Origin of the sequence: Pseudomonas leptonychotis (assembly GCF_004920405.1) — a bacterium.
GTDB lineage: Bacteria > Pseudomonadota > Gammaproteobacteria > Pseudomonadales > Pseudomonadaceae > Aquipseudomonas > Aquipseudomonas leptonychotis.
In genome coordinates this window covers 345,777-364,145 of the sequence record NZ_RFLV01000003.1, presented here as the reverse complement: position 1 = coordinate 364,145, position 18,369 = coordinate 345,777, and the positions used below count along the sequence as shown (strand labels likewise).

Here is an 18,369-nt window from a genome sequence, read left to right as displayed (position 1 = left end):
TCGGCGCAGACGGATGCTGGCAATTAGCTAGGGGTTACTCGGCCCAGCCTTGGTAGATATAGGTCATGGGCCTCGGGCCCTTGAGGTAGCGGTTGCTCAGCTCGCCAATCTGAAAGCCGCCCGCCGTGATCAGTGCTTTGATGTCGCGATTGAGGTGGCAGCCACCAGCTAATGGCTTCCACAGCGGGGTCAGGCGATTCTGCCAGCGCAGCACGGGCAGTTCCGGGGCCATGCCGTGTTCGCAAAACAGCAGACGGCCGCCGGGTTTGAGCACACGGCGCATTTCTTTCAGCGCGGCCACGGCGTCGGGGATGGTGCACAGGGTAAAAGTGCAGACGATGCTGTCGAAGCTGGCGTCTTCTGCCTGGATCTGCCCGAGTTCGAGGGCAATCATCTCTACCGGAATACTGATGGCAGCGGCGCGTTGCTTGGCCAGTTTCTGCATATCGGCGCTGGGGTCTACGCCGATAATAATGCTGACCTTGGCGGCGTCGTAGAAGGCCAGGTTAAGGCCGCTGCCAATGCCGATCTCCAGCACCCGGCCATGGGCCTGGGGCACCAGTTGCGAGCGGGCTTTCATCACCGCGCCCATGCCGCAGGCGAAGTCGATCAGGTGCGGTAGTAGGTAGCGGTCATACATGCCCACGGTGTTGCCTCGGTTGGTACTTAATCAGCGTCGTTGCTGGCGTCGTCCGGTTGGTCATTGTTGTCGCCACTGGTGGCGGCAAAACATTTGATCCGGTGCGGGCTGCTGGTGCCGTCGATAACCCAGGCGTCGGCTTCACCATCGAAGCGTGCGGCCATTACCTGGCTCAGGCTGAAATGCCACTTACGTAAGGCGCGACCATCCATGCATTCGATGCTCAGCAGGGGCGCGTCGCCAGCCGGCGGGCTACCGGCCTGGTGCTGCGCCAGTTGTTCGGCGTTCAGGCTGAACTGCCAGGCATGCAAATCGTCGATTTCCAGCATATCTGCCTGGCTCAGGGCGGTGATCAGGTCGTGCGCGGTGGTGCTCATAAATAGACTCTTCTGTTAGCGGCCGAGACGGCGCAGTTGGTCTGATTCGATCACTCGGGTGCCAGAGCCCTCTTCCAGCGCCAGCCGCCACAGGGCGCGGGCCAGGACGGTGGCTTCGATGCCGCGGTATTTGCCCGGTAGCCAGCGCATAAACGGTGCGGCAAGACGCTCGCCGAGGCGAAAATCCTGGCGCGCCCCGAGCAGCAGCGATGGGCGAACGATGGTCAGCTGCGGCCAATTCTGCGCGCGCAGGGCCTGTTCCATTTCACCTTTGACCTTGTTGTAGAACACCGTGGAATTGGCGTCTGCGCCGAGGGCGCTGATCACCAGTAGGTGGCGCGCGCCAAGCGCGCGAGCGCGCGTGGCAAAAGCGATCACCAGGTCATGGTCGACTGCGCGAAAGGCTTCCTGCGAGCCGGCCTGCTTAATGGTGGTGCCCAGGCAGCAGAAGGCGGTATCGACCTTGCCGTCGAGTTGCGGCAGCAAGGTCAGCAGTTCGCCCTGCGGGTTTTCCAGGTGTGCGTGCGCGGCCAGTGGGCGGCGGCTGGGGGCCAGCACGCGAGCGACCGTGGGCTCGTTCAGCAAGCGGTCCAGCAGGTGCTCGCCAGTTAGGCCGGTGGCGCCTGCGAGAAGGATGTGCTGGGGCGTCAAATACATAGTGTGGAGTTCTCCGCTGATATTAATCAGCTTATCAGGCTGTTGGGTACGCGCATGGCTGTTAGGGGTTGACCGCAGATTGCACCTCAAGTGCAGTGTTAAGGGCGCGCTCAGCCTGCTGCTCGCGCAGTTTGCGCCACTGTGCAAGCACCGCTTTGGCGGGCCAGATCTGCGGTTCTGACGGCTCAAAGCCATCGGTTTTTTCACGTTCGGCGACGCTGGCCTTGGCCAATGTGAAGGCGCGTTGCAGGTCGTCGGTCTGTTGCAGGGCCTCGGCAAACAGGGCGCGACCGAAGTAGGTGAAATCGTTCTCTTCCGAGCAGCCGAAGGACACCCGGTCGGCCCGCGCAGCGGTGATCACCAGGGTCTTTTCATCCTGTAGCTTGGGGATAAATCCGCCGGAGTAGCAGGCCGAAATCACCAGCACCTTGTGCCGATCCTTCAGCGGTTCGAGCAGCGCTGCCAGTTCGCTGGCGGGCAGGTCGTCAAGCTGCATGCGCGGCTGGTCGAGGTTCAGTTCATGCTGGGCTGAGCCATGGCTGGTCAGGTAGATAAATATCAGGTCTTCCTCACCGCTGCGTTCAGCCAGGGCCTGAACACTGCGGCTCAGGCTGGCACTGGTGGCCAGCGGGCGATCGGCTAGGTGGTCGCGGTGGTTGACCAGGGTGATCAGGCCGTGGGCAGCGAAGCGCTCCTGCAGCAGGTTGCCGACATAATCGGCTTCGCGCATAAACACGCTCTGCTTGCCATCGCCTGCCAGGGTCAGGGCATACAGCTCGATGGCAGGCGTTGAGGCGGGCAGTTTGGCGATGGCAGCATCGAGCAGTCGGCCTTGTTCCAGCAGGCCGGTGGCCAGTGCGTCGGGTATGGCATTGCCTTGAGCGTCACGAATCAGCCGGCCGTTCTGCCAGGTGCCGCTCTGCTGGCTGCCATCGGCCAGGCTCAGGCGTCCCTCGCCGTGGTAACTCCAATCACTGAACAGGCCGGCATAATGGCTGCCGTCGCTGCCCTTGAATTCGCCTTTGCCAGTCAGGCTGCCATGGGCGAAGCGCCCGCTCCAGACATCGCCATCGGCGCTCTGATAGCGGCCCTTGCCGTGGAACTGGTTGTCGCGGAACTGGCCACTGTAGAGATCGCCGCCCAGGCTCTTGAAGCTGCCCTGGCCATTGAGTTGGCTGTTGTCGAATGTACCGACGTACTCATTGCCTTCGGCGTCGGTCAGTACGCCCTGGCCGTCGGGCTCGCCTTTCTTGAACTGGCCCTGGAAGCTGGCGCCGTTGCTCCACTGCAGCTTGCCCAGCCCGTTGTATTGCCCCTTGCTGAACTCGCCGCGGTATTCCAGTTGGCTGCTTTTCAGGTGACCTTCACCGCTGGGCATGCCGTTGGCAAAACCGCCCTCATAGCGACTGCCATCGCTGTAGGTGAGGCTGCCCTGGCCATGAAAATCGCCGCGCTGGAATTCGCCGGTATAGAGCTCGCCGTGCTTGCTGCGCCATTCGCCCAGGCCGCTGAATTGACCGTCCTTGAACGGCCCCTGGTAGTAGCTGCCGTCGCTGTAATCCAAGCGGCCAGGACCTTGCAGCAGGCCGTCTACAACCTCGCCACGGTAGCGCCCGCCATCAGGCAGCACTGCGTCGGGCGGCAGCAAGGGTTCGCTATCACCACAGGCGATCAGCAGCAGGGCGAGGCTCAGTGGGGCCAGGAGGGAGAGAGGGCGCATGCAGAGAATCCAGGCTGGGAGGTCGTTGCCGAGTATGCCTTAAAGCGCTCTAAGTACCGTGATTGAGCGCACCGGCAGGTACATGAAATAGAAAAGGCGCACAGGCATTTGCCTGTGCGCCTTGGTTCGGCGGCTGCGATCAGACGAAGCAGAGGGTCAGTGGTTCGGCGATATAAGCAGGTTTTTCCGAGCCTTCAATCTCCAGTACGACCTTGGCTTTAAGCAGCCACTGGCCGGGGTTCTTCTCGGTGGCATCGGTCAAGTTGACCACCAGGCGCACCTTGGAGTTGACCTTCACTGGCTGGATAAAGCGCACGCTGTCCAGGCCATAGTTGACGGCCATCTTCAGTCCTTTAGGCATGATCATGATGCCTTCCATCAGCTTGGGCACCAGCGACAACGAAAGGAAACCATGTGCGATGGTGGAGCCGAAAGGGGTGAGCTTGGCTTTTTCTGGGTCTACGTGGATGAACTGGTGATCGCCGGTGCATTCAGCAAACTGGTTGATACGATCCTGGTCGATGGTCAGCCATTCGGAACGACCGAGCTCTTTACCGATATAGCTGGGCAGTTCGGCGGCGGGTACTGATGTCATGGTTTCTCCTTGAAGACGCGAGTGTTGTTTTTTTTGGGGCGTAAATCCTTCTGCCCTAAGATCATCATGGGTTTGTCGCAGGGTCAAGTGCCTCGTGCGTGCGCGGCAAGCTGCCGTGAGTGCTGCGCGACCGCTGTAAACCGGCCCTTGCCGGGCGCATCTGCTTATAATGCGCGGCATTGCGTCTGGCATCATACGATTCGGAGATTACCCGTCATGCTGTTACGCGGCCTTTCCTGGCTGGTGCTGTGCCAGTTGCTCGGCACTGCGCTGAATGTCCTGCTGATTCCAATTCTGCCGGGGCCGATCATCGGCATGTTGCTGCTGTTCGGCTTTCTGCTGCTGCGCGGTGAGGTGGGTGAACCGCTGCACCAAGCCTCCAGCAGCCTGCTGAAATACCTGCCGTTGCTGCTGGTGCCGCCAGCGGTAGGCGTGATGGCCTATGCCGAAGCTATTTTCGCCGACTTCTGGGCCATTGTTGGCGCACTGCTGTTGTCGTTGTTGATCTCGATTGTGTTCGCTGGCTGGCTGATGCAGAAGTTGATCGACCGCCAGCAGCGCCGGGAGGATGCATGACAATGGAATGGCAGGCCGCCTGGCAGGCGCTGATCCACCATCCCCTCTTCGGTGTGGGCATCACTCTTGGTGCTTACCAGTTGGCGATTGCCGCCTATGAGAAAACCCGTTGGGTGTTCCTGCAGCCGGTGTTGGTGTCGATGCTGGCGGTGATCGGTATTCTGCTGGCGTGCGGGCTGACTTTTGCCGAGTACAAAGACAGCGCAGCGGCCCTGACCCTGTTTCTTGGGCCGACCACGGTGGCGCTGGCGGTCCCGTTGTTTGTCAATTTGCGGCGCATCCGTCAGCTGTTCTGGCCGACGCTGATCACCTTGCTGGTGGCCGGTGTAGTCGCCACGGTGCTGGGGATTACCCTGGCCTGGGCCTTCGGCGCCGAGCACATCATGCTGATGAGCATGGCGCCTAAATCAGTGACGTCGCCGATTGCCATGCTGGTGGCTAACCAGATTGGCGGGATTGCCGCGTTGGCGGCGGTATTTGTGATGATCACGGGGATCATTGGCGCCATCGTCGGCCCGTCCCTGCTCAAGCGCTTCGGCGTGCAGCATCCGGCGGCGCTGGGCATGGCGCTGGGCCTGACTGCACATGCAGTAGGCACCGCGCGGGCGCTGCAGGAGGGTGAAGAATGCGGCGCGTTTTCAGCCCTGGCCATGAGCCTGATGGGCGTATTCACCGCCGTATTGCTGCCGCTGGCGATTTTGTTGTGGCTATGAAAGAGGTATGTATGACCCTGCCGTTGTTTCCACTCAATACCGTATTGTTTCCCGGCTGCATGCTGGATTTGCAGATATTCGAAGCGCGTTATCTGGACATGATCAGCCGCTGCATGAAGCAGGGCGAAGGTTTTGGTGTGGTCTGCATCATTGAGGGCGCAGAGGTGGGGGAGGCTGCTGGGCAGTTCTCGGCCATTGGTTGCGAGGCAATCGTGCGCGACTTTGAGCAGCGCCCCAATGGGCTGCTTGGGATTCGTGTTGAAGGGGGGCGGCGTTTTCGCGTGCAGCGCGCTCAGGTGTTGCCGGATCAGCTGACTCTGGCTGAGATCGAATGGCTGGACGAGCCGCCTGAGCAGCCCTTGACCGCCGAACATGCCGATCTGCTTGCGCTGCTCGGTGCGCTCAGCGCACACCCGCTGGTAGCGTCGCTGGGCATGCCGAGCACGCCAGATGGTCAAGAGGCATTGGCCAATCAGTTGGCATACCTACTGCCACTGGAGGTCGAGCAGAAACTGCAGCTACTCGAAATGCCAGAAGCCCCCGTACGTCTTGAGCGCTTGCAGCAGCTGCTGGAGCTGTTGCAGGGCGAGCGTCAGTAACGGTACAGCAGCAATCCGGCGGACAGCTGCCAGGTGGTGATGCCGCCGAGCAGCGCGATAATCGCCGGTAGCAACAACCACCACACTTTCCCTGGCAACGCTGGCAGTGGCGCACGCCATTGCACCAAGGCTAAGCTCAGGGCGCAGAAACAGGCGGCCAGTAGGGCGCCGGCAATAATGTCACTGGGCCAATGCACGCCTAGGTAAATCCGCGAACCAGCAATCGCCGCGGCGGGCAGGCTGGCCAGCAGCAGCCAGGTCAGGCGCATGCGGGCCGGTTGCCCACGGCCTGCCAGCACCCCGAGCAGCAGAAAGAAGGCGAAGGCTGCCGAGCTGTGACCGCTGGGGAAGCTGAAACTGCCCAGTGGTTCCAACAGCACATCGGGGCGGCTGCGGGCGAAGAATGCCTTTAATGCGCCGTTGGCCAGGGCTGTGCCGAGCAGAATGCCAATGGCCAGGCAGAGCGTGCGCCACTGCCGGGTAACCAGCAGAATCATGCACAGCAGCACGGCGGCTGCCAGTTGCGTGTGCATATCGCCGAGACGGGTAACCAGCACCATCAGCGTGTCCAGCGCCGGCTTGCGATGTTCCTGCACCAGCGTCAGCAGGCCCTGATCGAGCTGGCTCAGGTGTGGCCAGCTGAACATCAGCCCCGCCAACAGAGCCAGACTTGCCGCTGCGGTCAGCAGGCTGGTGTGCCGTTGTCCGCGCAGGCTGCCTTGCACGCTGATACCCACCACCAGTGCGACACCGGCTGCTATGGCCCCAGCCTGCGACCAGAAGCCCTCTGGCAGTGGTAGACGCAACGCAGCGCCTGTAGCCCAACCGGGCAGCATGTAGGCGATTGACCATCCCACTCCGGCCAGCAGGCTGACGATAAAAAAACGCCCGAAGGGCATGTCAAACATGCCGGCGACCATCGGCAACATGGGCCGCAGCGGGCCGATAAAGCGGCCGATCAGTAGGCTGGCAACACCGTAGCGAACAAAGTAGCCGTGGGCGCTGTTCAGCCATTGAGGGTGGTTGCGCAGCACGGGCAGGCGAGCAATGTCTTGATGGAAGTAGCGCCCAAGGGCGTAGGACAGACAATCGCCCAGTAGTCCACCGAAAAACGCCAGCAGCAAGGTTTCCCCCAGGCCCAGCGCCCCGCTGCCTGCCAGAGCCGCAACCGCAAACAGCAGCACGGTGCCGGGTACCAGAATGCCGACAATCGCCAGGCATTCAGTGCAGGCCAGTAAGAAAATAGCCAGGCCCAGCCATTCGGGGTTGGCGCTTAGCCAGGAGGTCAGGGTGTCGAACCATTGGCTCATTGATGGTCATCCGTGGGGTTGAGTAAATGATAGTCCTGACCGGCGCGTTGGCCGCGGCGCAACGGGTTGCGTGTGCAATGGCGCGCGAAGGCCGCGTCGACAAAACGATAAGGCAGCTGTTCGTCACGGCCATGGGGGATGCCCAGGCGCGCGCATTGCACGATCTGTTGTGGCTGCTCGCCGATATCTTCAACAAACAAACGCTGTTCATCGAAGTGTTGCGCATCCCAGTCGGGCACCTTCAAGTTCATGGCTTTACACAGCAGCGTTTGCCCGGCGCAGAGGGTTTGAATTGTGCGCGGCCGGCCCTGGGCGTCGGGGTTGTTGGCCTGCATCTGGGCCAAGGCATCCGTGTCACTGTGCCTGTCTTGCCAGGGAAAGGCGGATTTAATCAGCACCGCATTCCCCGGGCCCTTGGCGCTGAAGTTCAGCGAGTCACCACCGCGGGCGTAGTACATATAGATATGCCCGCCATCCATAAACAACGCGCGCCGTTTATGGGTGTAACCCAGTGAGGCATGGCTGCCTTTTTCACTCAGGTAGTAAGCCTCGGTTTCGATGATCCGCGCGCTTAGCCAGCGCTCGCCCTGTTTATGGCGGATTATCTTGCCTAGCAGCTCGCGGGCGAGCAGGCATGCATCGCGGTCGAAGAAGCTGGCTGGCAATGCGCGGCCCTGGGGCCAGGGCAAACTAATGATGGGATCGGCTAGCATGCGATGTCACGGTCACTCGGCAGGGCATAGGCTGCGGGTCTGTTAGCGCTGTGTTCGCGGCTACGCGGCTCACGAATGAAGCGCTAATAGCCTCTAGAATAACAATAAGAGCCTGAATCATGCCTGAACGTGCCCGCGTCAGCAGCGCCCATATCAGCCCCAGCGCCCACTACACCGGGTATGTCTGGTACCGCCATCAGTTGGCGGACACGGCCTTTGTCACCCGGTTTGGGCGTTTTGTGCATGGTTTGCTCAGCCCGATTACCTGGGGCGCGCGGATGGCCTTTGACCTGGATATCGAGCAGTTGCTGCTGCAGCGGCATTTGCAGATCGATGCCCAGCTGACTGCGGCAATTGAGCAGGGCGGGGTGTGTCAGGTGGTGGAGATTGCTTGCGGCCTATCGCCACGCGGTCGGCGCTTTAGTCTGCGTTACCCGCAGCTGCGTTATATCGAGGCGGATCTGCCGGTGATGGCGGCGCGCAAGCGCCTGCTGCTGAATGCAGAAGGCTGGCTGGGCAGCCAGCATCAGGTACGTGCGGTAGATATTCTCGCCGAAGAAGGAGCGAACTGTTTGGCGGCGCTGTTCGCCGAACTGGATCAGAGCAAGCCGGTGGTGGTGATTACCGAAGGGCTGGTGAATTACTTCGAGCTGGCGCTGGTCGAGTCGTTCTGGACGCGTCTGGCCGAACAGTTGCGTGCGTTCCCCCAGGCCACTTACCTCACCGAGCTGTACCCCGACCTGCGCGAGCATCCACGTTACCGTCAGTTGCGCTGGGGTGTCGGGCTGATTGGCCGGCTGACCCGCGGCAACTACCCGCTGCACTACCGCAATGACCCGGCGATTGTGCAGGGCTTTGAGAAGTGTGGCTTTAGCCAGGTTGTGGTGTTTGATCCGAGCCGTACAAGCCAGGCGCTTGGCCTGGCGCCATCGCGCAGCGCAGGGCTGGTGCGGGTAATTGAGGCGCGGGTGTAAGCGACCGCGCCAGGGCGTGTAGCCGGGGTTGAGGTTCGGTGGGTTACGCGGCGTAGGCAAGATGTAACGGTTTGCCGCTAACCCACCCTAGGCGCAGGCTGCGGTCGGTAGCGGCTGTGACTGGAACTGCGTCGCCAACGCCTGGCTGGCCTGCTGATCGCTGTGTGGGAAAACGAAGGCCAGGCCATTTTCATTCTGACGCAGCGCCAGCAGCGGCTGAGCGGGCAAGTCCTTGCACAGCAACTGCCAGCCGCGCAGGTCGGTCGTTTGCGGCAGGTCGGCGTGCAGCAGCCCGCCGAAGAAGCCCAGCTCGCTGATATCTACCGACCACTCGCCGCCATCAGCATGTTGCAGGCGGGCCTGGCGTTGGCTGGGCGGCAGGCGCGGCTCGTGGCGTTTGTCCAGCTGCAGCAGTTGCTGTTTGGCCAGCAGGCTGCTGCCTGGGCTGCGGCTGGGCAGGGCTTCGCCGCGCAAAAACGGGCGATACAGGTTGGTGCAGGCCTCGCGCTGCTCGAATTGTGCCAGGTGATCGGCATTGTGGATCAAGGCGCAGCTGGCGTCAGTGCAGGCCGCGGCAAAGTGCGCGTGCTCCCAGGGCTGGGTGAAGTGGTCATATTCACCGGCCAGCACCAAGGTCGGACAGCTGGGGTGCGTGGCAAACCCTGGAAAATCCAGAAGACGCTGGCTGTTCTGCCGGTAGCGTTCGATATCGGCTGCGGATAAGCGTTGGATCTGCCGCAGCAGGGCTTTGCGAAACACCGGTGCCACGCCGGTTTGCTGCAGGCGTAAAGGGTTGAGCAAGCCGGTCAGTGCGCCATGGGCAAAAGCTTCGGTGCGGCCTTCGGCCAATAAGGCCAAGCCTTCTTGTAAGAGCAGGCGCGCACCGGGGCGTCCGAACGCGGTAATGCCCGCCAGCAACACGCGGGCGCACCGTGTCGGGTGGCGTGCGGCAAACAACGCGGCCAGAGCCGAGCCATATGAGAGACCTATCGGCATCAGGGCGGGCAGTTGCAGTTCATCGGCGAACACGGCAATCAGGTCAGCCAGTTGCTCCAGGCTCAGCTGTGGCGCCAGCTGCAGGTTGCCGCCCTGGCTTGGCAAATCGAGCAGAATCACGGGGTGGTGCTCAAGCAGCTCGCTGACTTCGCTGGCAAACGAGCGAAAGCTCTGGAACGCGCCGCCCAGCAGCAGCACCGGCGGACGTGGGTCATGGCTGCGATGGGCATAAGCCTGGTAATGCAGGCGCAGTTCGCCGAGGTGCAGCACCTGTGGGGCTTCGCTCAGGTGCGCGGGGCTGTAGTCGGTGCGGTAGTGCATGCTTGTCCCGCCTTGGCACTCGGCCGCCTGTTTTTCTTTTATGGGCAAGGTAAACACTCGTTAAAGGTTTGTTTACCTAACCTTCGGCCGGCATCGTGTTGTGGGTGTCACCCCGTGTAGCTGTGTCTGGCGGGGCATTGCATGAGGACGTTACCGTCGGTGCTAGTGCGTGCGTTGGCTACCGTCCGCCGCGCAGTGCTGGGCGTGAAGCAGCGCGGCCGTTATACTCAGCGACTTTTTTCAACCGCCAGACCCACCAAGACCATGACTGAGTCCGTGCTCGACTATATGACCCGCCTGGGACAGGCCGCCCGTAGCGCTTCGCGTGTGCTCGCGCGCGCCAGTACAGGGCAGAAGAACAGCGCGTTGCAGGCCGCCGCCGCCGCGCTGGATGCGGCCCGCAGCGATTTGACCGCTGCCAATGAGCTGGACCTGGCTGCCGCGCGCGCCAATGGTCTAGAGCCGGCGATGGTTGATCGTCTGGCGCTGACCCCGGCGGTGATTGATTCGATGATCGAGGGCCTGCGTCAGGTCGCGACCCTGCCGGACCCGATTGGCGAGATCCGCGATATGCGCTTTCTGCCGTCCGGGATTCAGGTCGGCAAGATGCGCGTGCCGCTGGGCGTGATTGGCATCATCTATGAGTCGCGGCCGAACGTGACCATCGACGCCGCGAGCCTGTGCCTGAAGTCCGGTAACGCCACCATTTTGCGCGGCGGCTCCGAGGCGATTCATTCCAATCAGGCGATTGCGCGCTGCATTCAGCTCGGCTTGGCCGAAGCCGGTTTGCCTGCCAGCGCCGTGCAAGTGGTGGAAACCACGGATCGCGCGGCGGTGGGCGCGCTGATCACCATGCCAGAATTTGTTGACGTGATTGTGCCGCGTGGCGGCAAGGGCTTGATCGAGCGCATCAGTCGCGATGCCAAGGTGCCGGTGATCAAGCACCTGGATGGCGTGTGCCATGTCTACATCGACAGCGCCGCCGACCTCGATAAGGCTATTCGTGTCGCGGATAACTCCAAGACGCATCGTTATTCGCCGTGCAATGCCATGGAAACCTTGCTGGTGCACGCCGCTGTGGCGGCCAAGGTGTTGCCGCCGTTGGCTGCGATCTACCGCGACAAAGGCGTTGAGCTGCGCGGTGACGCGGCAACTCGGGCACTGCTTGGTGGTGATGTGCTGGAGGCAAGCGAGGACGATTGGTTCGCCGAATACAATGCACCGATTCTGGCAATTCGCATCGTCGAATCGTTGGACGTGGCCATTGAGCACATCAACCATTACGGTTCGCAGCACACCGATTCGATCATTACCGAGAACTTCAGTGATGCGCGGCGTTTCCTTACCGAAGTGGACTCTGCCTCGGTGATGGTCAATGCATCGACCCGCTTTGCCGATGGTTTTGAATATGGCTTGGGTGCGGAGATCGGTATTTCCACGGATAAGCTGCACGCCCGTGGTCCGGTCGGTCTGGATGGCTTGACCAGTGAAAAGTATGTGGTGTTCGGCGACGGGCATATCCGCACCTGATGGCCAAGCGCAGCGGCGCCCGACGCATTGGCCTGCTCGGAGGCACCTTTGACCCGGTGCACATTGGTCATTTGCGCAGCGCCGTGGAAGTGGCGGAGTCGCTGCGTTTGGACGAGTTACGGCTGATTCCCAGCGCGCGGCCGCCGCACCGCACTGCGCCGCAAACCAGTGCTGTGGACCGTCTGGCGATGGTTCGGCTGGCGGTGGCAGGTGCGGATGTTTTGCAGGTGGATGATCGCGAGTTGCTGCGCGATAAACCGTCCTACAGCATCGACACCCTGGAGTCGCTGCGCGCTGAGTTGGCCGCTGATGATCAGTTGGTGCTGCTGCTCGGCTGGGACGCGTTTTGCGGCCTGCCAAGCTGGCAGCGTTGGGAAGAGTTATTACTGCATTGCCATATTCTGGTGTTGCAGCGTCCGGATGCTGACAGTGAGGCGCCGGAGGCGCTGCGTAACCTGCTCGCAGCTCGCAGTGTGAACGACCCTTCGGCCTTCAACGGGCCTAATGGTCAAATTGCTTTTATCTGGCAGACCCCCCTGGCGGTGTCTGCCACCCAGATCCGCTCGTTACTGGCGCGCGGAAAGTCGGCACGTTTTCTAGTGCCTGACGCGGTACTGGCCTATATCCATGCACACGGACTGTACCGTGGCGCGAATTGAACACGAGGCAAACGAGTTACTTATGACAAACGCAAAAAAAATGCAGAGCGAAGACCTGGTCAAGCTGGCCATCACCGCTCTGGAAGAAATCAAGGCGCAGGACATCACCACCATCGATGTGCGCGGCAAGACCAGCATCACTGACTTCATGCTGATCGCCAGTGGCACCTCCAGTCGTCACGTTAAGTCGCTGGTCGACAACGTATTGGAGAAGGTCAAGGAGCAGGGCGTGCGCCCTATCGGTACTGAAGGCATGGACACCGGCGAGTGGGCATTGCTCGACCTTGGTGACATCGTGGTTCACGTGATGCTGCCGACCGCTCGCCAGTTCTATGACCTTGAGCGTCTTTGGCAGGGCGCTGAGCAGAGCCGTGCACAGTTCAGTGCTGAGCCTGACGCTGATCAGCAGTAAGGGCGCGCTTCTGTGCGTATCAAGCTGATCGCCGTGGGTTCGCGGATGCCGCGCTGGGTGGAGGATGGTTGGCAGGAATATGCCAAGCGCATGCCCAGTGAGCTGTCCCTGGAACTGGTGGAAATCCCACTGACCACCCGCGGCAAGAATGCCGACGTAACGCGGATGATTCGCCAGGAAGGCGAGGCCATGCTGGCCAAAGTCGCGCCGGGGGAACGCATTGTCACCCTGGAAGTCGAAGGGCGGCCTTGGAGCACCGAGCAATTGGCGGTTGAGTTGGATAAATGGCGTTTGGATGCGCGCACCGTCAACCTTATGGTGGGTGGCCCGGAAGGGCTGGCGCCTGAGGTGCAGGCGCGCAGTGAACAGCGCTGGTCGTTGTCGCCGTTGACGCTGCCGCACCCCTTGGTGCGTATTCTGATTGGCGAGCAGATGTACCGTGCCTGGACCGTGTTGTCCGGCCATCCTTACCACAAATGATTTTTCATAAGTAACCAGCAGCCACCGATGCCGCAACCTATCCGCCTTAAAGACCACGAGAAAGACGGCCGCCTGATCCGCAAGCGGGCGTTGGTGGGTGCTGTGCTGGTGTTGCTGTTGACCTCGGTGCTGGTTGCGCGTCTGTATTACTTGCAGGTGGTGCAGTTCGAGCACCACACCACGCTGGCGGAAAATAACCGCATCCATGTACAGCCGATTCCGCCAAACCGCGGGCTGATCTATGACCGCAATGGCGTGATCATTGCCGACAACCGCCCCAGTTTTAGCCTGACCCTGACCCGTGAGCGTGCCGGCGACTGGCCGCAGGTGCTCGACGTGATCGTCGAAGTGCTGGAGCTGGGCCCGGATGAACGCGCCTTGTTCGAGCGGCGCGTGCGTCAGGGGCGTCGGCCGTTCGAGCCGGTGCCGGTGCTGTTCGAGCTGTCTGAGGAGCAAATCGCCCGCGTGGCGATTAACCAGTTCCGTTTGCCCGGGGTGGAAGTCTCCGCGCAGCTGGTGCGGCATTACCCGTTGGGTGAGCACTTTGCCCACTCGGTGGGTTATGTCGGGCGCATCAACGAGAAAGAGTTGAAGACCCTTGATCCGGTGTCCTACAGCGGCACGCACCATATCGGCAAGACCGGTATCGAGCGTTTCTATGAGGATGACCTGCACGGCGAGGTGGGCTACGAAGAGGTCGAAACCAACGCCCGGGGCCGCGTGCTGCGCGTGCTCAAACGCACCGACCCGACGCCTGGCAAGGATATTGTCCTGAGTCTCGATGTGAATCTGCAGAGAGCCGCTGAAATCGCCCTGGCGGGGCGGCGTGGGGCGATTGTGGCGATTCAGCCGCAAACCGGCGAGGTGTTGGCGATGGTCAGTCAGCCCAGTTTTGATCCCAACCCTTTCGTGACCGGTATCGGTTTTAAAGCCTATGCCGATCTGCGTGATTCGATTGATCGGCCGCTGTACAACCGAGTACTGCGCGGGCTCTACCCACCGGGCTCAACCATCAAACCGATGATGGCCGTGGCTGGGCTGGATGCTGGGGTCGTTACCCCGCAAACCCGGGTGTTCGATCCTGGCTTCTATCAGCTGCCCAATCACAGTCATAAATACCGCAACTGGAACCGTACAGGCGACGGCTGGGTGGATATGGACTTGGCCATCTCGCGCTCCAACGACACCTACTTCTACTCGCTGGCGCACAAAATGGGCATCGACCGCATGCATGACTACATGAGCCGCTTTGGCTTGGGTCAGCGCGTGTCATTGGACATGTTCGAAGAAACCTCTGGTTTGATGCCGTCGCGCGAATGGAAGCGTGCGCGTTACCGTCAGGCCTGGTATCCGGGGGAAACCCTGATCCTCGGTATCGGCCAGGGTTATATGCAAACCACGCCGCTGCAGCTGGCCCAGGCCACCGTGCTGATGGCTACGCGCGGCAAGTGGATTCGTCCGCATTTGGCTAGAACCATCCAGGGGCGAATTCCCCAGGACCCGAACCCACTGCCGGATCTCGTGCTGCGTGACCCGAAGTTTTGGGATAACGGGCGGCATGGCATGGAGCAGGTGATGCACGGCCCTCGCGGCACCGCGCGCAAGGTCGGCGACGCTGCGCTTTATCGGATTGCCGGCAAGAGCGGCACCGCGCAGGTGGTGGCGATCAAGCAAGGCGAAAAATATGACCGCAGCAAGGTGGCCGAGCGCCATCGTGACCATGCGCTGTTCGTCGCGTTTGCCCCAGCGGACAACCCGCAGATTGCCGTGTCGGTGATGGTGGAAAACGGTGAGTCCGGTTCCGGGGTTGCCGCGCCGGTGGTTAAACAAGTTATCGATGCCTGGCTGCTCGATGAAAAGGGTCAGTTGAAAGCCGAATATGCTCCGCCTGTGGCGGCTGAGGTCGTTAAGCCATGAGCAATAATTTCGACCGTAACCTTTCCACCGATGACCTGCTGCGCCGACGCGCGAGCGTGCTGCAACGCCTGCATATCGACGGTATTTTGCTGTTGCTGTTGCTGATTCTGGCGACCGGCAGCTTGTTTATTCTGTATTCCGCCAGCGGCAAGAACATCGATTTGCTGACCAAGCAGGCGACCTCGTTCGGTATCGGCTTGGTCGGCATGTTTATCATTGCCCAGCTCGAGCCGCGCTTTATGGCGCGTTGGGTGCCGCTGGCGTATATCGGTGGTGTGGCTTTGCTGGTGGCCGTGGATGTGATGGGTCACAACGCCATGGGGGCGACGCGCTGGATCAATATCCCAGGGGTGATTCGCTTTCAGCCTTCGGAGTTTATGAAGATCATCATGCCGGCGACCATCGCCTGGTACCTATCCAGCCGCAGTTTGCCGCCTCGCCTGAAGCACATCTGTATCAGCCTGGCGATGATCATCGTGCCCTTTGTGCTGATTCTGCTGCAGCCTGATCTGGGCACCTCGTTGTTGATCATTGCCTCTGGCGGCTTCGTGTTATTTATCGCCGGCCTGCAATGGCGCTGGATTCTCAGTGCTGTGGCCGCTGTGGTGCCGATTGCCATCGGCATGTGGCTATTCGTGCTGCGCGACTATCAGAAGCAGCGTGTGCTGACCTTCCTCAACCCGGAAAGTGATCCGTTGGGCAGTGGCTGGAACATCATCCAGTCCAAGGCGGCCATCGGTTCGGGCGGGGTGCTGGGCAAGGGCTGGTTACAGGGCACCCAATCGCACTTAGATTTTCTCCCAGAGAGTCACACCGACTTCATCATCGCCGTTTTGGCCGAGGAATTTGGCCTGGTGGGGGTGTGTTTGTTACTGCTGGTGTACATGCTGTTGATCGCACGCGGCCTGGTGATTACCGTGCAAGCGCAGACGCTGTTCGGTAAGCTTCTCGCCGGCGCGCTGACGATGACGTTCTTTGTTTATGTATTCGTCAATATCGGTATGGTCAGCGGCCTGTTGCCCGTGGTGGGTGTGCCATTGCCATTTATCAGCTACGGCGGCACGTCACTGATTACGCTACTGGCAGGATTTGGGATTTTGATGTCGATCCACACTCATCGTAAGTGGATGACGCAAGCTTGATTGGGGTTATGAATTTAATGCAAAGCACGCGTGGTTGGATGGTACGTACTGCACCTTGGCTGGCGATCGCCGGGGTGTGTGGGATAGTTCAGCCGGCCGCTGCCGGGGACTACCAGCAGTCACCGCAGGTGGCTGAGTTCGTCACCGAAATGACCCGCGATTATGGTTTTGCCAGCGAGCAGCTAACCAGCATGTTTGCTGAAGTCGAGCGTAAACAAGCGATTCTTGATGCCATTTCGCGGCCAGCGGAGAAGGCCAAGCCGTGGAAAGACTACCGGCCGATCTTTATTACGGACAAACGCATCAGTAAGGGCGTGGAGTTCTGGGCGCAACACGAGGCGACCCTGGCCCGTGCCGAAGCCGAATACGGTGTGCCAGCCCAGGTGATTGTGGCCATCATCGGGGTGGAAACCTTTTACGGTGGTAACACTGGCAGCTATCGAGTGATGGATGCACTGTCGACGCTAGCCTTCGACTACCCGCCACGCGCGCCATTCTTTCGTAAGGAGCTGCGCGAGTTTCTGCTGCTGACCCGCGAAGAGCAGGTCGAGCCATTGAGCATGACGGGCTCCTACGCCGGGGCCATGGGCTTGCCGCAATTTATGCCGAGCAGTTTCCGCGCTTACGCCGTAGATTTTGACGGCGATGGCCATATCAATATTTGGACTAATCCGGCGGATGCCATCGGCAGCGTCGCCAGCTACTTCAAGCGTCACCACTGGCAGCCAGGGCAGCCCGTGGTCAGCGCCGCTACTGTCACGGGTACGCAGGCCGAGCAAGGCCTGACTGTAGGGCTGGATCCGGTGAAAAATGTGGCTGAGTTGCGGGCGCTAGGCTGGACCAGTGCCGACCCGCTGGCGGACGACTTACCGGTGACGGCCTTCCGCCTGGAGGGTGCCGAGGGCGCCGAGTACTGGATGGGCCAACCCAACTTCTTTGTGATCACCCGCTACAATCGCAGTGTGATGTATGCCATGGCGGTCAATCAGCTGGCCGAGTTGCTGGTTGATGCACGGGGTAAGAATTGATGTCGCGTTTACCATTCAAATTGGCTGCTTATGGCAGCTTGGCGCTGCTGCTGGCCAGCTGCTCGTCCACCCGTGCGCCGCAACCGGTTGCACCGGTAAAGCAGGGCGGGGCGATTTCTGGGCCGGGAGACTTCAATCGTCCACACAAGGATGGTGCACCCTGGTGGGATGTTGACGTCTCGCGGATTCCCGATGCCGTGCCGATGCCTCACTACGGCGCGGTCAAGGCCAGCCCTTACACCGTATTCGGCAAGCAGTACTATCCCATCCCCGATGCCCGTCGTTATCAGGCGGTTGGCCCCGCGTCTTGGTATGGCACCAAGTTCCACGGTCAGGCCACCGCTAACGGTGAGACGTACGACCTGTACGGCATGACCGCCGCGCACAAGACCTTGCCACTGCCCAGCTACGTACGAGTGACCAACCTGGATAACGGCAAAACCGCCATTTTGCGGGTTAATGACCGTGGGCCGTTCTATTCCGACCGAATCATCGACCTGTCCTTCGCTGCAGCCAAGAAGTTGGGTTACGCCGAAAGCGGCACCGCACGGGTTAAAGTTGAAGGTATTGATCCGCACGAGTGGTGGGCTCAACAGGGCCGGCCGGTGCCTATGGTGCTGGCAGCGCCACAACAGACGGCTCAGGTCCAGACCACACCGCAGCCCGTTGCTCAGCCGTTTGAACAGTACTCACCGCCACCGCAGCAGCATGCCTCCGCGGTGCTCCCCGTGCAGATTGACGCAAAAAAAAACGTTTCAGTCGGAGCCTCTGGCCTGTATCTCCAAGTGGCCGCCTTCGCCAATCCGGACGCTGCGGAGCTACTCAAGGCCAAGCTGAGCGAGACAGTGGCTGCGCCAGTGTTCGTCAGCTCAGTGGTGCGCAACCAGCAGATCTTGCACCGCGTGCGTCTGGGGCCGGTGAGCAGCCAAAGCGAGGCTGAGCAGCTGCAGAGCAGCGTGCGCTTGGCTAACCTCGGCGAGCCAACCCTGGTCAAGGCAGACTGACGTGGC

General features: G+C 61.0%; 20 protein-coding genes. 12 read left to right on the top strand and 8 right to left on the bottom strand.

From position 1 onward, the window contains the following. Positions 1 to 34 precede the first annotated feature (34 nt). The 5 genes from D8779_RS16010 to D8779_RS15990 form a co-directional block, all read right to left on the bottom strand. Entirely contained in the window at positions 35 to 646 is a 612-nt protein-coding gene (locus D8779_RS16010) for a class I SAM-dependent methyltransferase (protein ID WP_136665487.1), read from the bottom strand. A gap of 20 nt (positions 647 to 666) precedes the next feature. Beyond that, positions 667 to 1,017 (bottom strand): DUF5629 family protein, encoded by a 351-nt coding sequence (locus D8779_RS16005; protein ID WP_136665486.1) that lies wholly within the window; start codon positions 1,015 to 1,017, stop codon positions 667 to 669. 15 nt (positions 1,018 to 1,032) lie between these two features. Beyond that, a complete protein-coding gene (locus D8779_RS16000; RefSeq protein WP_136665485.1) occupies positions 1,033 to 1,674 on the bottom strand; it encodes an oxidoreductase in 642 nt (213 codons plus the stop codon). A gap of 61 nt (positions 1,675 to 1,735) precedes the next feature. After that, a complete protein-coding gene (locus tag D8779_RS15995) occupies positions 1,736 to 3,394 on the bottom strand; it encodes a C13 family peptidase (protein ID WP_136665484.1) in 1,659 nt (552 codons plus the stop codon). A gap of 139 nt (positions 3,395 to 3,533) precedes the next feature. Then, positions 3,534 to 3,989 carry a MaoC family dehydratase gene (locus D8779_RS15990; protein WP_136665483.1) on the bottom strand — a complete coding sequence of 152 codons (456 nt, stop codon included), beginning with the start codon at positions 3,987 to 3,989 and terminating at the stop codon, positions 3,534 to 3,536. 216 nt (positions 3,990 to 4,205) lie between these two features. Here D8779_RS15990 and D8779_RS15985 point away from each other — a divergent pair, with 216 nt between their 5' ends. Genes D8779_RS15985 through D8779_RS15975 form a run of 3 tightly spaced genes read left to right on the top strand, consistent with a single transcriptional unit; the run spans position 4,206 to position 5,877 of the window. Beyond that, positions 4,206 to 4,565: a CidA/LrgA family protein gene (locus D8779_RS15985; protein ID WP_136665482.1), complete on the top strand. Its 360-nt coding sequence runs from the start codon at positions 4,206 to 4,208 to the stop codon at positions 4,563 to 4,565. 2 nt (positions 4,566 to 4,567) lie between these two features. Continuing rightward, positions 4,568 to 5,278, top strand: a complete 711-nt coding sequence (locus tag D8779_RS15980; RefSeq protein ID WP_136665608.1) for an LrgB family protein — start codon at positions 4,568 to 4,570, stop codon at positions 5,276 to 5,278. A gap of 11 nt (positions 5,279 to 5,289) precedes the next feature. Next, positions 5,290 to 5,877, top strand: coding sequence for an LON peptidase substrate-binding domain-containing protein (locus D8779_RS15975; protein ID WP_136665481.1), 588 nt, complete (start codon positions 5,290 to 5,292; stop codon positions 5,875 to 5,877). On the opposite strand, the gene D8779_RS15970 is transcribed toward D8779_RS15975, so the two are convergent. Next, positions 5,871 to 7,187 (bottom strand): bifunctional DedA family/phosphatase PAP2 family protein, encoded by a 1,317-nt coding sequence (locus tag D8779_RS15970; protein ID WP_136665480.1) that lies wholly within the window; start codon positions 7,185 to 7,187, stop codon positions 5,871 to 5,873. The two genes, D8779_RS15975 and D8779_RS15970, sit on opposite strands and share 7 nt — an antisense overlap. Continuing rightward, positions 7,184 to 7,900 (bottom strand): DNA-3-methyladenine glycosylase, encoded by a 717-nt coding sequence (locus tag D8779_RS15965; RefSeq protein ID WP_136665479.1) that lies wholly within the window; start codon positions 7,898 to 7,900, stop codon positions 7,184 to 7,186. The genes D8779_RS15970 and D8779_RS15965 overlap by 4 nt, the downstream gene beginning before the upstream one ends. A 119-nt stretch (positions 7,901 to 8,019) precedes the next feature. Here D8779_RS15965 and D8779_RS15960 point away from each other — a divergent pair, with 119 nt between their 5' ends. Continuing rightward, entirely contained in the window at positions 8,020 to 8,874 is an 855-nt protein-coding gene (locus D8779_RS15960) for a class I SAM-dependent methyltransferase (protein ID WP_136665478.1), read from the top strand. A gap of 87 nt (positions 8,875 to 8,961) precedes the next feature. On the opposite strand, the gene D8779_RS15955 is transcribed toward D8779_RS15960, so the two are convergent. Further along, complete coding sequence (locus D8779_RS15955; protein WP_136665477.1) at positions 8,962 to 10,191, bottom strand: alpha/beta fold hydrolase; 1,230 nt, start codon at positions 10,189 to 10,191, stop codon at positions 8,962 to 8,964. A gap of 264 nt (positions 10,192 to 10,455) precedes the next feature. Here D8779_RS15955 and D8779_RS15950 point away from each other — a divergent pair, with 264 nt between their 5' ends. Genes D8779_RS15950 through D8779_RS15915 form a run of 8 tightly spaced genes read left to right on the top strand, consistent with a single transcriptional unit; the run spans position 10,456 to position 18,363 of the window. After that, on the top strand, positions 10,456 to 11,721 hold the full coding sequence (locus tag D8779_RS15950; RefSeq protein ID WP_136665476.1) for a glutamate-5-semialdehyde dehydrogenase: 1,266 nt from the start codon (positions 10,456 to 10,458) through the stop codon (positions 11,719 to 11,721). Next, positions 11,721 to 12,380: a nicotinate-nucleotide adenylyltransferase gene (gene nadD, locus D8779_RS15945; RefSeq protein WP_136665475.1), complete on the top strand. Its 660-nt coding sequence runs from the start codon at positions 11,721 to 11,723 to the stop codon at positions 12,378 to 12,380. Before D8779_RS15950 ends, nadD begins: the two co-directional genes overlap by 1 nt. Before the next feature lie 40 nt (positions 12,381 to 12,420). Next, entirely contained in the window at positions 12,421 to 12,792 is a 372-nt protein-coding gene (gene rsfS, locus D8779_RS15940) for a ribosome silencing factor (protein WP_136665607.1), read from the top strand. Positions 12,793 to 12,804: 12 nt separating this feature from the next. Beyond that, a complete protein-coding gene (rlmH, locus tag D8779_RS15935; protein WP_136665474.1) occupies positions 12,805 to 13,272 on the top strand; it encodes a 23S rRNA (pseudouridine(1915)-N(3))-methyltransferase RlmH in 468 nt (155 codons plus the stop codon). Between the two features lie 27 nt (positions 13,273 to 13,299). Beyond that, positions 13,300 to 15,189 carry a penicillin-binding protein 2 gene (mrdA, locus tag D8779_RS15930; protein WP_136665473.1) on the top strand — a complete coding sequence of 630 codons (1,890 nt, stop codon included), beginning with the start codon at positions 13,300 to 13,302 and terminating at the stop codon, positions 15,187 to 15,189. Positions 15,190 to 15,227: 38 nt separating this feature from the next. Then, positions 15,228 to 16,331 (top strand): rod shape-determining protein RodA, encoded by a 1,104-nt coding sequence (gene rodA, locus D8779_RS15925; RefSeq protein WP_205895834.1) that lies wholly within the window; start codon positions 15,228 to 15,230, stop codon positions 16,329 to 16,331. A gap of 17 nt (positions 16,332 to 16,348) precedes the next feature. Continuing rightward, positions 16,349 to 17,359, top strand: a complete 1,011-nt coding sequence (gene mltB, locus D8779_RS15920) for a lytic murein transglycosylase B (RefSeq protein WP_136665606.1) — start codon at positions 16,349 to 16,351, stop codon at positions 17,357 to 17,359. Beyond that, on the top strand, positions 17,359 to 18,363 hold the full coding sequence (locus D8779_RS15915; protein ID WP_136665471.1) for a septal ring lytic transglycosylase RlpA family protein: 1,005 nt from the start codon (positions 17,359 to 17,361) through the stop codon (positions 18,361 to 18,363). The genes mltB and D8779_RS15915 overlap by 1 nt, the downstream gene beginning before the upstream one ends. Positions 18,364 to 18,369 lie beyond the last annotated feature (6 nt).

Excerpts from the sequence above, each read along its gene's own strand:
- D8779_RS16005 (WP_136665486.1), bottom strand. The coding sequence starts at position 1,017 with ATGAGCACCACCGCGCACGACCTGATCACCGCCCTGAGCCAGGCAGAT.
- D8779_RS16000 (WP_136665485.1), bottom strand. The coding sequence starts at position 1,674 with ATGTATTTGACGCCCCAGCACATCCTTCTCGCAGGCGCCACCGGCCTA.
- D8779_RS15995 (WP_136665484.1), bottom strand. The coding sequence starts at position 3,394 with ATGCGCCCTCTCTCCCTCCTGGCCCCACTGAGCCTCGCCCTGCTGCTG.
- D8779_RS15990 (WP_136665483.1), bottom strand. The coding sequence starts at position 3,989 with ATGACATCAGTACCCGCCGCCGAACTGCCCAGCTATATCGGTAAAGAG.
- D8779_RS15985 (WP_136665482.1), top strand. The coding sequence starts at position 4,206 with ATGCTGTTACGCGGCCTTTCCTGGCTGGTGCTGTGCCAGTTGCTCGGC.
- D8779_RS15980 (WP_136665608.1), top strand. The coding sequence starts at position 4,568 with ATGGAATGGCAGGCCGCCTGGCAGGCGCTGATCCACCATCCCCTCTTC.
- D8779_RS15975 (WP_136665481.1), top strand. The coding sequence starts at position 5,290 with ATGACCCTGCCGTTGTTTCCACTCAATACCGTATTGTTTCCCGGCTGC.
- D8779_RS15970 (WP_136665480.1), bottom strand. The coding sequence starts at position 7,187 with ATGAGCCAATGGTTCGACACCCTGACCTCCTGGCTAAGCGCCAACCCC.
- D8779_RS15965 (WP_136665479.1), bottom strand. The coding sequence starts at position 7,900 with ATGCTAGCCGATCCCATCATTAGTTTGCCCTGGCCCCAGGGCCGCGCA.
- D8779_RS15960 (WP_136665478.1), top strand. The coding sequence starts at position 8,020 with ATGCCTGAACGTGCCCGCGTCAGCAGCGCCCATATCAGCCCCAGCGCC.
- D8779_RS15955 (WP_136665477.1), bottom strand. The coding sequence starts at position 10,191 with ATGCACTACCGCACCGACTACAGCCCCGCGCACCTGAGCGAAGCCCCA.
- D8779_RS15950 (WP_136665476.1), top strand. The coding sequence starts at position 10,456 with ATGACTGAGTCCGTGCTCGACTATATGACCCGCCTGGGACAGGCCGCC.
- nadD (WP_136665475.1), top strand. The coding sequence starts at position 11,721 with ATGGCCAAGCGCAGCGGCGCCCGACGCATTGGCCTGCTCGGAGGCACC.
- rsfS (WP_136665607.1), top strand. The coding sequence starts at position 12,421 with ATGCAGAGCGAAGACCTGGTCAAGCTGGCCATCACCGCTCTGGAAGAA.
- mrdA (WP_136665473.1), top strand. The coding sequence starts at position 13,300 with ATGCCGCAACCTATCCGCCTTAAAGACCACGAGAAAGACGGCCGCCTG.
- mltB (WP_136665606.1), top strand. The coding sequence starts at position 16,349 with ATGCAAAGCACGCGTGGTTGGATGGTACGTACTGCACCTTGGCTGGCG.
- D8779_RS15915 (WP_136665471.1), top strand. The coding sequence starts at position 17,359 with ATGTCGCGTTTACCATTCAAATTGGCTGCTTATGGCAGCTTGGCGCTG.